We start from the raw sequence: 12,769 nt of genomic DNA on the forward strand, positions 1-12,769 counted from the left end.
GCTTGGGTGCGCCCGTTTGTGACAGTTCAACGCTACGCAGCTTCTGTCTCGCAGGGAAGGGGGTGACGTTACGGAAGGGGCGGGTTTTCCGAATGATTTCCGTTACCTGATACCTTGCGGCCACAAAGGCCGCTTCCCATGTGCAGGGAACGCTGATCCGGCGTGTTGTATTGGGGGAAATATCATGCTGGTTGTGACCACTGATCAGATCGAAGGCCACCCGGTCCGCCAATATCTGGGCCTGGTAACGGGTGAGGCGATCTTGGGTGTCAATGTCTTCAAGGATTTCTTCGCCGGCATTACCGATATTGTCGGTGGCCGTTCCGGTGCCTATCAGTCGGCGCTGCGTGATGCGCGCGAACATGCGATGGCTGACCTGATCGATGCCGCCCAGCGCCTGGGTGCCGATGCGGTGGTGGGCGTGGATATGGATTATGAGGTGCTGGGCCGGGAAAATGGCATGTTGATGGTCTCCATCAACGGCACGGCCGTAAAGCTGAGCTGATCCCGGTGGCGTCTGGCTTTGGCGTCGGCCTGTCTGTACAGCCGCTATTCCAGCACCACGCAGAATAGCGACAGGCAAGGCCCGAACCCGGCGCGCGCGGAGAGATACAGCACATAATCCAGCCCCAGGCAGAGGGCCAGGAAGGGCAGGGCGACAAAGCCCAGCAGACAGGCCCAGCCCCGCGCCGTCAACTGGCGGCGCGGCAGGGGGGGCAGGTCAGTTTCTGATGATGGCTTGTCTGTCATGGCGGTTGAGGATAAGGCTGCAGCCATTCCCCGGCAATGGCAGGCTGCTTGGCCCCGTGACAGATCAGCAAGATCAGGCGGATTTTGTGTTGGAAGAGGGGGTGGGGGAGCGGGAATGGTCCGCTCTCCTGGCCCGCACAGTCCGGCCCCCGCTGGAACAGAGCTTCGCCTTTGGAGCGTCGATGGCCGCCTTTGGGCGGGTGCCGCGCCGTTTTCTGCTGCGGCGGAATGGGGAGCCTGTGGCGCTGGCGCAGGTGATTGAACAAAGATTAGGGCCGGTGCGGCTTTGTCACCTGCTCCGGGGGCCCCTGCTGATTGAAGGTGCTGACCCGGCGGCGCTGGGCCGGGCGCTGGCCCTGCTGCGCCGCCGCTATCGCCCACTGGCCGGGCGTATTCCCCTGTTCACCCCGGAACTGCCGGCCGGACCGGCCGCCGATGCCCTGTGCCGGGCGGCGGGCATGGGCCGGGTGGTCACCGGCTACAGCACCAGCTGGGTGGATCTGGCCGTGCCGGATATTGAAGCCGGCCTGAGTGGCAGCTTCCGCAAGAGCCTGAAAAAGGCGCGGGGGGAGAAGCTCTCCATCGCCATCAGCCATGGTGGGGCCGATCTGGACTGGATCATCCGCCACCATGATGCCCATCGCCGCCAGCGCGGGCTGATGGCCCCACCAGCCCGGCAGGCCGCGGCCCTGGTGGCGGCCCAGCCCCGTCCGCGCGATGTGCTGGCCTGTGTGGCCAAGCGAGGTTCCGGCATTCTGGCCGGCGCCCTGTTCATCCGCCATGGCCATGCCGCCACCTATTATCTGGGAGCGGGGACGCAGGAAGGGCGCGCCGCCTGTGCCCAGCACCTGCTGCTGCGCGAGGCGCTGGGGCGGCTGGCGGCCGATGGGGTGCGCTGGCTGGATACGGGCGGGCTGAACAGCGACGGCATGAAGGGGGTGGCCCGCTTCAAGCTGGGGCTGGGCGGCGAACTGGTAACGCTGGCGGGGACATATCTGTAACCGCCCTCACTCCCCCGCCAGTATCCCGTCCGCCCGGTCCCGATCTGGACTCCACGCTGCCGGCCCAGGGGATCAGAACCCAGAACCCCAGGGCCGGCAGCAGCAGAGCTGCGCGCAATGGACGACCGGATCAGATATCCGTATCCCCGCGTGCCAGCAGCCCTTCGGCTGGGGCCACATCCAGGCTGGGCGGGATGGCGATGTCCAGTTCCGCCCGGTTCTTCGCCGTCAGCAGGAAATAGCCATAGGCGGGCGCGAACATCAGGGCGAAGATCAGGGCGGTGCCAGGGTTGAACCAGGTCATCACCACCAGGAAAAACACCGACAGCACCAGGGCGATGGCCGGGAAGGCGGGGTAGAGCGGTGCCTTGAAAGGCCGCTCCATCGCCGGTTCCGTGGCGCGCAGCTTGAACAAAGCGGCCATGGAGATGATGTAGAGCACCAGCGCCCCGAAGGCCGCTAGGGTGATCAGTTCCGCCGTCTTGCCAGAGATCAGGGCGATGATGCCGACCACCGCCCCGGCGACCAACGCCCAATGCGGCGTGCCGAACTTGGGATGGATGGTGGCCAGCACCGGGGGCAGATAGCCCGCCCGCGCCAGGGCGAAAATCTGCCGTGAATAGCCCAGGATGATGCCGTGAAAGCTGGCAATGATGCCGAACAGGCCGATGGAGACCAGCATATGGGTCCAGCCGCTATCCTTGCCCACCACGGTGGCCATGGCTTCCGGCAGCGGGTAATCCACGCCGGAGAAATTACGCCAGTCGCCCACACCGCCCGTCAACACCATCACGCCGATGGCCAACACCACCAGGGTCAGGATGCCGGTGATATAGGCGATGGGGATACTTTTCTTCGGCTCCTTGGCCTCTTCCGCCGCCATCGCCACCCCTTCGATGGCCAGGTAGAACCAGATGGCAAAGGGGATGGCGGCCAGGATGCCGGCGATGCCGAATTCCTCATTATTGGCGACAAAGTTGCTGACACTGAAACCCGGTGCCACCACGCCCATGAAGACCAGCAGTTCCACCACCGCCAGCACGGTGACGATCAACTCGAACAGAGCCGCCTGTTTCACGCCGACGATATTCAGCCCGACAAAGACCACATAGGCGGCAATCCCCACCGTCAGTACCGAAATGTCGGGGAACATGAAATGCACATAGGCGCCCAAGGCGGCGGCAATGGCCGGCGGGGCGAAGACGAATTCCACCAGCGTGGCATAGCCCGCCACCAGCCCGCCGAACGGCCCGAAGGCCCGCCGGCTATAGGCGAATGGCCCGCCGGCCTGCGGGATGGCCGTCGTCAGTTCGGTGAAGGAGAAGATGAAGGTGGCGTACATCAGGGTGACCAGCAATGTCGCCCAGAGGAAACCGATGGTCCCGGCCTCCTTCCACCCGTAATTCCAGCCGAAATATTCGCCGGAAATCACCAGACCTACCGCAATCCCCCAAAGATGCAGTGCCCCCAGTTCCTTTTTCAACCCCGTTGCGCTGCCCATGCTACCCCCTGTCCGTTGCATGTTCCGCCGCCGCCCGGCTTCCCGGTGGCCGGTCAGTTCGGGGGCTGCGCAATGGATTGCAGCGCAGCAATATCCGGGCCAGGGCGGGAAATGGCGGATCAGCGTACAACAGGTGCGAGACAGTTTATCCAGCTGCCCAGTAATTGGGCGTCCCGCCCCTTCATTGGGCGGATAAATGGGCGCGTGATGGAAAGTCTGGCATAAAACCGGCTGCGGGATGGACGCGCGCGAAAACTACTTATACAAGAGCCGGAAAAATCGGGTGCGGGCCCATCAAGCACCCGCGGTCGGACATGGGAGCTTCCCCCTGAAACTGCTCGCGCATGAAAGGCGCATCGCCTGGCTGATGACGGCGGTGCAATTTGTCAGCGTCATTTCCTTCATGGTGGTGATGCCGCTGGGGCCGGATTTCGCGCCACCCCTGGGAATTGACCCGGCGCGGGTCGGCTGGGTACTGGCCGCCTATACCGGGGCCTCGGCCATTTCCGGTCTGCTGGCGGCCATGGTGCTGGACCGGTTTGACCGGCGGCCGGCCATTGGTATTGCCATGGTGGGGTTGCTGCTGTGCAATCTGGCGGCGGCCTTTTCCGTCGATCTCTGGACCCTGCTGGCGGCGCGTGCGCTGGCGGGGCTGTTTGGCGGGCCGGCCGGTGCCCTGTCTGTTGCCATCGTCGCCGATAATGTGCCGCCGGAACGGCGGGGCAAGGCGGTGGGCATGGTGATGGGGGCGCTTTCCATCTCCAGCGTGCTGGGCATTCCGGCGGCGCTGGAACTGTCGCATCTGTTCGGCTGGCGCGCGCCCTTCCTGGTGGTGGCGGGGATGGGGCTGGTGATCATCACTACCGTGCTGTTCATCATGCCGCCGCAGCGGGCGCATCTGACGGGGGCGCCGGTGCGACTGGCCGATGCGCCGCTGCGGCTGCTGCGCATCGGCACCGGTACGCTGCCCTGGCTGGCCTTTACGCTGGCCTTTGTCTCCATTGTGCCGGGCTTCATGCTGATCACCAATCTGGCGATCTTTGCCCAATATAATCTGGGCTTCCCGCGTGAGCATCTGGGTCTGCTCTATATGGTGGGCGGGGTGGTCAGCTTCTTTGGGATGCGCGCCACCGGCGCACTGGTGGACCGCAAAGGCTCCGCCCCGGTCACGCTGGTGACGGCGCTGGCGCTGGGCGGGCTGATCTTCCTGATCTATTATGACTGGTTCTGGCTGTCGCTGCCGCTGCTGCTGCTGGTGCCGTGTTTCATGCTGTTCAACACGGCGCGGATGGTGGCGCAGAGCACGGCCGTTTCAAAGGTGCCGGCCCCGGCCGACCGGGCCGGTTTCATGGCGCTGGTGCAATCGGTCACCCAGGTGGCCGGCGGTGCGGCGGCGCTGACCGCATCCGCCTTGCTGGAAACCGCCCCGGATGGGCGGCTGCTGCATATGGATCAGGTGGCGTTGCTGGCACTTTGCATCAATTTCCTGGGCGCGCCGTTGATCTGGGCGCTGGAACGCCGGCTGCCGAAAGGGGCCGAACCCAGCCACCGCGTCCGCGCCGCCGCCGTGAAAGGCGCCCCGCCGGGTTGAGGCTTGATTCAATGTTAACGGGGTTTAGCGACTCAGGAGAGGGTTTCCTGGGGTGCTTTTGTTGAATCTAGTCTCAACCATTCGTCAGTTCCGGTGGCCGATCCTCCTTCAAGCCGATGCCGGTCAGTTTCAGCCGCCGTGCCTCGCTCATCAAAAAACCGATCGTGTCGGCGGCCACCGGCAGCGGCAGCCCGTCGGGCCGGATGTTGGAGACGCAGTTGCGTTCGGCATCGCGTGTCACCCCCGGCTTGGGCTGGAACGTCAGATAGGCACCGATACTGTCCGCCGCCGTCAGCCCCGGCCGCTCCCCGATCAGCATCAGCACCATCCTGGCATTCAGGGCGGCGGCCACATCATCCCCCAGTGCCACGCGCGCCTGCCGGGCAATCACCACCGGGGCCAGATTCCAGCCCGCCAGCCGTTCCATCACCGCCCGCAGCAGGGCGGCACCGTGATCGTGCAGGGCGCGGGCGGACAGGCCATCGGCCAGCACGATCACCGCATCATAGCCATCATGGCTACCCTTGGACGGGCAGCTCATGGCCGTCAGGGCTTCCTTATCTGCTGCATCCAGTTTCCGCCCCAGATCGGGCCGTTGCAGATAGGTGGCGCGGTCGCGCGCCTGGCTGCGCACGATCACATGGGCCAGACTGCACAATTGGTCGGCCACCCCCTCCGCATCAAAGGCTTGGTGCACGGCGTCGCGGGCCAGCGCATGGGCGGCCTGGAATTCCAGCAGCCGGTCGGTGGGCAGCCCGTCGCCCGTGCGCCCCAGCGCGATACGCGCGGGCGTGAAGCGGCGCAGATTGGCCCAGGGATCGAAGGCGCTGTCAAAAGTACCGTTGCTCATGCCGCCTCTCCCGCCTGGGGTGCACTACCGGCCAGCAGCCGCCCGGCCCCGGTCCCCTCCAGCGCCGGGCGCATCCGGCCCCGGCTGTCCATCACGCCCATTTTTGCCAGCCATGCCTCAAACTCCGGGGCCGGCTTCAGGCCCAGGGTGGAGCGGACATAGAGCGCATCATGGAAAGACGTGCTCTGATAGGACAGCATGATGTCATCCGCCCCCGGCACGCCCATGACAAAGGAACAGCCGGCCACCCCCAGCAGGGTCAGCAGGTTGTCCATATCATCCTGATCGGCCTCGGCATGGTTGGTGTAACAGACATCCACCCCCATCGGCAGGCCCAGCAGCTTGGCCGTGCAATGATCTTCCAGCCCGGCGCGGATGATCTGCTTGCCGTCATAGAGATATTCCGGCCCGATGAAGCCCACCACCGTATTGACCAGCAGCGGGCGGAAGGCACGCGCCACCGCATAGGCCCGCACCTCCATCGTCTGCTGGTCCAGCCCGTGATGCGCCTCGGCGGAAAGGGCGCTGCCCTGGCCGGTTTCGAAATACATCACATTATCGCCGATGGTGCCGCGCTTCAGGGCCAGGGCCGCCTCATGCGCTTCCTTCAAAATGGCCAGATTGACACCGAAGGAACGGTTCGCCGCCTCCGACCCGGCGATGGATTGGAACACCAGATCGGCGGGGCCGCCGCGTTCCATCACCTGGATCAGCGTCGTCACATGCGCCAGCACGCAGGATTGCAGCGGCACATCCCAGCGGCGGCGCAGATCGTCGATCATCGACAGTAATTCGGTGGTGCGGCCCACGCTGTCGGTGGCGGGGTTGATGCCGATCACCGCATCGCCGCAGCCATACATCAACCCATCCAATATGGACGCGGCAATGGCGGCGGGATCGTCGGTCGGGTGGTTGGGCTGCAAACGCACCGACAGCCTGCCCGGCAGGCCGATACTGGTGCGAAAGCGCGTGACCACCTGGCATTTGCGCGCCACCGCGATCAGATCCTGATTGCGCATCAGTTTGGAGGTGGCGGCCACCATCTCCGGCGTCAGCCCGGGGGCGAGCGCCGCCAGTGCAGCCCCATCCGCCGCATCGGATAACAGCCAGTCGCGGAACTGCCCCACCGTCATATGGGCGACAGGCGCGAAGGCGGCGCCATCATGGCTGTCCATGATCAGCCGTGTCACCTCATCCGCCTCATAGGGCACCAGATCGGTGGTGAGGAAGGTGCGCAGCGGCAGGTCGGCCAGCGCCAGCCGGGCGGCCACCCGTTCCGCATCGCTGCCAGCGGCTACACCGGCCAGCCGGTCGCCCGACCGGGCCGGGCTGGCGCGGGCCAGCAGGCTGCCCAGATCATCAAAACGATAAAGCGTCTGGCCCAATGTCGCGCTGAAACCCATGGGTCCGCCCTCTTTTGCCGTGGCCCTGGCCGTCCATCCCAAGCCTATCCTGGTCCGGCCCCACCGCAAAGCTTTGCAAAAGCCGTACCTTCTTTACCGAAAGTGAAAAACCATGCATTTCTGCGCGCCCTGGCGTCGGGTGGGTCTTGCGGTGGCCACCCGATCTGCCCACATTCAAGGCGATCCCTCCCGGATCGCACATTGACGTGGATCATCGCCAATATCGGGCCCAGCGGGGACGATGCGGCAGCAATGGGGAGCATGAGTGCCTATCATGGACTTCAAGAACTATACTGAACGCGCCCAAGGCTTCATCCAGGCAGCCCAGAACATGGCGCTGCGCGACGGTAACCAGCAACTGACGCCGGAGCATCTGTTGAAGGTGCTGTTGGATGACAGTGAAGGGCTGGCCGCCAACCTGATCCGCAATAGCGGTGGTGACCCGGCCAAGGCGCTGTCCGCCGTGGAGGCGGAGTTGCGCAAGCTGCCCAAGGTGGAAGGTGGCGGTGGCGCCCAGGTCTATCTGACCCGCGAACTGGCGCGCGTGTTCGAAACCGCTAACGAGGCGGCGAAGAAGGCCGGCGACAGTTTCGTCACCGCTGAGCGGGTGTTGCTGGCGCTCGCCCTGACCACGGGCACGCCGTCGGCCAAGATCCTGGCCGATGCCGGTGCCCCGCCGCAAAAGCTGAACGAGGCCATCAACGCCCTGCGCAAGGGGCGCACGGCCGATACCGCGTCCGCCGAACAGGGCTATGACGCGCTGAAGAAATATGCCCGTGACCTGACCCAGGCCGCGCGTGACGGTAAGCTGGACCCGGTGATCGGCCGGGATGAGGAAATCCGCCGCACCATCCAGGTGCTGGCCCGGCGCACCAAGAACAATCCCGTGCTGATCGGTGAACCCGGCGTGGGCAAGACCGCCATTGTCGAAGGGCTGGCGCTCCGCATCGTCAATGGCGATGTGCCGGAGGGGCTGAAATCCAAGAAGCTGCTCTCGCTTGACCTGGGCAGCCTGGTGGCCGGCGCCAAGTTCCGGGGTGAGTTTGAGGAACGGTTGAAGGCCGTGCTGTCGGAAATCCAGTCCGCCGCCGGGGAGATCATCGTTTTCATCGATGAGCTGCACACGCTGGTTGGTGCCGGCAAGGCCGATGGCGCGATGGACGCGTCGAACATGCTGAAGCCCGCCCTGGCGCGGGGTGAGTTGCATTGCGTCGGCGCCACCACGCTGGATGAATACCGTAAATATATTGAGAAGGATGCCGCCCTGGCTCGCCGTTTCCAGCCCGTTTTCGTGCCGGAACCGACGGTGGAGGACACCATCTCCATCCTGCGCGGCCTGAAGGAGAAGTATGAGCTGCACCATGGCGTGCGCATCACCGACAGCGCCATCGTTTCCGCCGCCACCTTGTCCAACCGCTATATCACCGACCGTTTCCTGCCCGACAAGGCCATCGACCTGATCGACGAGGCGGCCTCGCGCCTGCGCATGATCGTGGACAGCAAGCCGGAAGCGATTGACGAACTGGATCGCCGCATCATCCAGCTGAAGATCGAGCGGGAGGCGTTGAAGCGCGAAACCGATCAGGCCTCCCGTGACCGGCTGGAAAAGCTGGAGGTGGAGTTGGCCGATCTGGAGCAGCGCTCTGGTGAGTTGACGGCGCAGTGGCAGGCGGAGAAGGAAACGCTGACCTCCGCTCAGAAGCTGAAGGAGGATCTGGACCGGGCGCGGGCGGAACTGGAACAGGCGCAGCGGGCTGGTGACTGGGCCAAGGCGGGCCAGATCACCTATGGCATCATTCCGGAACTGGAAAAGAAACTGGTGACCGCGCAGGAGGCCAGCCAGCACCGGATGCTGAACGAGGCCGTGCGCGACCAGGATATCGCCGCCGTGGTCAGCCGCTGGACCGGCATCCCCGTCGACAAGATGCTGACGGGGGAACGGGAAAAGCTGTTGCGGATGGAAGACAAGCTGCGCAGCCGGGTGATCGGTCAGGAGGAGGCGGTGATCGCCGTCTCCAACGCCGTCCGCCGGGCCCGCGCCGGCTTGCAGGATCCCAACCGCCCCATTGGCAGTTTCCTCTTCCTCGGCCCCACCGGCGTGGGCAAGACGGAACTGACCAAGGCTTTGGCGGAATTCCTGTTCGATGACGAGACGGCGATGGTCCGGCTCGACATGTCCGAATATATGGAAAAGCACGCCGTTTCCCGCATGATCGGTGCCCCGCCGGGCTATGTCGGTTACGACGAAGGCGGGGCGCTGACGGAGGCGGTGCGCCGCCGGCCCTATCAGGTGGTTTTGTTTGATGAGGTGGAAAAGGCCCATCCGGACGTGTTCAACGTGTTGCTGCAGGTGCTGGATGATGGCCGCCTGACCGATGGCCAGGGCCGCACCGTGGATTTCCGCAACACGCTGATCATCATGACCTCCAACCTTGGTTCGGAATTCCTGGCCAACCTGCCGGATGGGGAGGATAGCAACCAGGCCCGCACCCAGGTGATGGAGGTGGTGCGCGCCTCCTTCCGGCCGGAATTCCTCAACCGGCTGGATGAGGTGCTGATGTTCCACCGGCTGTCGCGCCACAATATGACCGGCATTGTCGATATCCAGTTGGGCCGGCTGAAGAAAATGCTGGCCGACCGCGACCTGCATCTGGAACTGACGCCGGCTGCCCTGCAATGGCTGGCTGATAAGGGCTATGATCCGGTCTATGGCGCGCGGCCGCTGAAGCGGGTGATCCAGCGGGAGTTGCAGAACCCGCTGGCCACCAAGCTGCTGGAAGGCAGCATTCTGGATGGCGAGAACATCGCCATTGATGCGGTGGCCGATGGGCTGACCATCAATGGTCAGGCGGTCCATGGCGTCGTGCCGCCGCCGGAAGAATCCGCTTGGGGTGGCAGCCGTCCGATGCTGCATTGAAGCCGTGATGGGGGAGGGGGCAAGCCTCTCCCCCACTCTGTTCTTCCTGAAAAGCAGAAGGCCCTGGCCGGGGCGATCCGGCCAGGGCCTTCTGCTTTTGTCAGCACGGCTGATCAGCAGCCGTGCTTCTTGTCACATCCCCGGGCCCTGGGCTTCACCGCTGCCGACGCCGGGGCGGAGACCATGGCGATGCCTTCAGGCTGGGTCAGCCCCTGCTCGAACTGGTTGTCGATGTTGGCGACCAGACCCTTGAAACGGTTCAGTTCCTTGCCGTCCAGATTACGCCCGGTCGGCATTTCCACTGACAGCGGGTTCACCTGCTGGCCATTCTTCACAATCTCATAATGCAGATGGGCACCGGTGGAACGGCCAGTAGTGCCGACATAGCCGATCACCTCGCCCTGGGCCACCCGCGCACCCCGGCGCATCCCATTGCCGAATCGGGACATATGGGCATAGGCGGTGGCGATTTCCTTGTTATGGCGGATACGGATGTAATTGCCATAGCTGCCCTTGGGCCCCACCTCATCCACCGTGCCGGCACCGGCAGCATAGATCGGGGTGCCGGTGGGGGCGGCGAAATCGATGCCCTTATGCATCTTGGTGAAACCCAGCACCGGGTGCTTGCGCATCCCGAAGCCGGAAGACAGGCGTGCCCCGTCAATCGGGGTGCGCAGCAGCGCCTTGCGGACCGATTCGCCCTTGGCGCTGAAATATTCGACGATGCCCTCACCATCTTCATAACGATAGATGGCGCGCTTCTTCCCCGACAGGGTCAGTGCAGCATAGATGATCTCGCCGGCGCCATTGGCCACGTCGCCATCTTCTGTCACCAACTGTTCGTACAGAACCTCAAACCCATCGCCCGGCTGAATGTCGCGCTGGAAGTCGACATCATAGGAGTAATTGCGAATCAGATTGGTCAGCACATTCATCGGCACACCGGCCTTGCGGCCGGACTCGAACAGCGATGAATCGATATTAGTGCGCACCGCGATGGCGCGGCGTTGCAGCTTCTTGGCAGTCTCGGCTGCCTGATAGCGCACACCGTCGAAATTCACCGCGACGGAGCGTTCAACGGCCGGCTGAAAAGCGAAGCCGATAAATTTGCCATTCCCCTCAGTCCGGTCGAACAGCACTTCAATCGGCTGACCTGTCCTCATCCGGCGCGGGTCGTAAACGGCCCGCAGGGCGGTAATGGCTTCATGGGCATTAGGCTGGGGCACATTGGCATCCAGCAGCACCTGCATCAGCGTCTCGCCCCGGCCCAGATTGACCATGCGGCGTTCCACCGGATCAGCAGCCTGCTCACTATCCCCCCAACCATCATCCAGCACGGCCATGCCCTGGCTGGAATCGATGGAAACCGCGGCCAGATCGTTCAGCGGTGCTGCTGGTGCTACGCCCGGATCGGCAGCAACAGGAAGCGGCTTGGAGGAACTGTTGAGGTAAGTGGCGATGCCCCCACCACCCACAGCGGCCAATGCAATGGCCGCAACTGCCAGACGCCTCAGCACGGATGAGCCTCCATCCTTATGCCCCTTCCTGGTGTGAACCGTTTTCAGGTTCAATTCATGTCGCACGAGCCGGTGCAGCCGTGCCTCGCTAACCTCCTGCACGTGGCCGGATAATCACTGTCAACGGGAACATTGCGCACCACTTTTGTGGTAACTGCATTGGTCCCGTGCTTCCGGCTTCTGGGTGCGGGCTCGATAATCCGCATCTGGTGCCGTGAATGCGAGCAAAAAGAACGCGTTTACAGCAAAAAAAATACTGGCTTTCATAATCTCGCCATGATCCGGGAAGTCGCAGGGATCATGCTTCTTGCCGACCCGTTCACGCGTGCGCGCACGCGTTATCCACAAACCACGATTGCCCTACCGATGTTGGGTGGTTGAAAAATCGCTACTGGCCAAAAAAACCTATTGCATCTGTTTTTATGTACGCCTATACAGCGCCTCCCACGACGACGGGCCGGATGGTTTGGCAGTTGCGGGGTTGGGTGGTGGTGGTTTTGGCCAGTATCATCCATGGTTCTTTGAAGGCTTCGGCCTTCGGACAAGTGGAATGATCTATCGTGCTGTTGGGTGAGGTGTTCGCCAGACTTGGTTCTGGTGGGTATTTTGCTTGATGGTCCGTTGACCGGATTGGTTCTGTACTTTTTGTAGCGCTTGGGCGCTGCGGAGAAAAAAGTTCAGGACGGTGAAAAAAAACGGTTGACGGGTTGGTTGGAGGTGTTTAGAAAGCGCTCCACCAACGACGGCGGCGCCGCTGCCGACGATGGATTTGCAGTCTCTGAGCTGATGGCTTTTGGACTGCGTGGCATGAACCTCCTGCTTTTGTGGGTGCCGGTGTCGACTGGTTTTCCGGTCGGGGCGAAGGGTTTGTCGGCTTTTGGGCCGGGTTCTTGGACAAGTAAATCGATTGAGAGAAGGGATGCGCAGGCGGCGTGTCCGGGGGATGAGCGGAAGTCAGGCTCGTTTTTCGGGTATCGTTGAATGTGCATCTTGCAAGCAAGCATGCTCTGAACGCTGTCCACTGGTGACAGTGGATGGCCGGATGAATGCTTAGGTAAGGTGTTGTTTAGTACGATACCCGTCTTTGAGATTGGTTGGTCACTTTGGTGATCGGCTGGTCGCATAAAACCTGAGAGTTTGATCCTGGCTCAGAACGAACGCTGGCGGCAGGCCTAACACATGCAAGTCGAACGCACCGCAAGGTGAGTGGCGCACGGGTGAGTAACACGTGGGAATGTA

At 63.3% G+C, this 12,769-nt stretch carries 9 protein-coding genes and 1 rRNA gene; 5 read left to right on the forward strand and 5 right to left on the reverse strand.

Going from position 1 to position 12,769, the window contains the following annotated elements; genetic code table 11:
* Positions 1-184: 184 nt before the first annotated feature.
* On the forward strand, positions 185-505 hold the full coding sequence (locus GE253_RS17140; RefSeq protein WP_153205359.1) for a heavy metal-binding domain-containing protein: 321 nt from the start codon (positions 185-187) through the stop codon (positions 503-505).
* A gap of 44 nt (positions 506-549) precedes the next feature.
* Here the strand turns inward: GE253_RS17140 and GE253_RS17145 are convergent, their stop codons facing one another.
* Positions 550-750: a hypothetical protein gene (locus tag GE253_RS17145; RefSeq protein WP_153205360.1), complete on the reverse strand. Its 201-nt coding sequence runs from the start codon at positions 748-750 to the stop codon at positions 550-552.
* 56 nt (positions 751-806) lie between these two features.
* Here GE253_RS17145 and GE253_RS26695 point away from each other — a divergent pair, with 56 nt between their 5' ends.
* A complete protein-coding gene (locus tag GE253_RS26695; RefSeq protein WP_173012689.1) occupies positions 807-1,751 on the forward strand; it encodes a GNAT family N-acetyltransferase in 945 nt (314 codons plus the stop codon).
* A gap of 130 nt (positions 1,752-1,881) precedes the next feature.
* On the opposite strand, the gene eat is transcribed toward GE253_RS26695, so the two are convergent.
* The gene (gene eat / locus GE253_RS17155) at positions 1,882-3,252 is read right to left on the reverse strand and encodes an ethanolamine permease (protein WP_153205362.1); all 1,371 of its coding nucleotides are present in this window, start codon (positions 3,250-3,252) and stop codon (positions 1,882-1,884) included.
* Positions 3,253-3,535: 283 nt separating this feature from the next.
* Between eat and GE253_RS17160 the strand changes: the two genes are divergently transcribed.
* Positions 3,536-4,843 (forward strand): MFS transporter, encoded by a 1,308-nt coding sequence (locus GE253_RS17160; protein WP_173012690.1) that lies wholly within the window; start codon positions 3,536-3,538, stop codon positions 4,841-4,843.
* 73 nt (positions 4,844-4,916) lie between these two features.
* Here GE253_RS17160 and eutC read toward each other — a convergent pair whose 3' ends face one another.
* Both eutC and GE253_RS17170 read right to left on the reverse strand, forming a co-directional pair.
* Positions 4,917-5,693, reverse strand: a complete 777-nt coding sequence (gene eutC / locus GE253_RS17165) for an ethanolamine ammonia-lyase subunit EutC (RefSeq protein WP_153205364.1) — start codon at positions 5,691-5,693, stop codon at positions 4,917-4,919.
* Positions 5,690-7,096 (reverse strand): ethanolamine ammonia-lyase subunit EutB, encoded by a 1,407-nt coding sequence (locus tag GE253_RS17170; protein WP_153205365.1) that lies wholly within the window; start codon positions 7,094-7,096, stop codon positions 5,690-5,692. The genes eutC and GE253_RS17170 overlap by 4 nt, the downstream gene beginning before the upstream one ends.
* Before the next feature lie 274 nt (positions 7,097-7,370).
* Between GE253_RS17170 and clpB the strand changes: the two genes are divergently transcribed.
* A complete protein-coding gene (clpB, locus tag GE253_RS17175) occupies positions 7,371-10,013 on the forward strand; it encodes an ATP-dependent chaperone ClpB (RefSeq protein ID WP_153205366.1) in 2,643 nt (880 codons plus the stop codon).
* A 113-nt stretch (positions 10,014-10,126) separates the two neighbouring features.
* Here the strand turns inward: clpB and GE253_RS17180 are convergent, their stop codons facing one another.
* Positions 10,127-11,530, reverse strand: coding sequence for a M23 family metallopeptidase (locus GE253_RS17180; protein ID WP_348770887.1), 1,404 nt, complete (start codon positions 11,528-11,530; stop codon positions 10,127-10,129).
* A 1,125-nt stretch (positions 11,531-12,655) separates the two neighbouring features.
* Between GE253_RS17180 and GE253_RS17185 the strand changes: the two genes are divergently transcribed.
* A 16S ribosomal RNA gene (locus GE253_RS17185) occupies positions 12,656-12,769 on the forward strand; the annotation flags it as partial.

Source organism: Niveispirillum sp. SYP-B3756 (assembly GCF_009495745.1).
In the GTDB taxonomy this organism is placed as follows: Bacteria; Pseudomonadota; Alphaproteobacteria; order Azospirillales; family Azospirillaceae; genus Niveispirillum.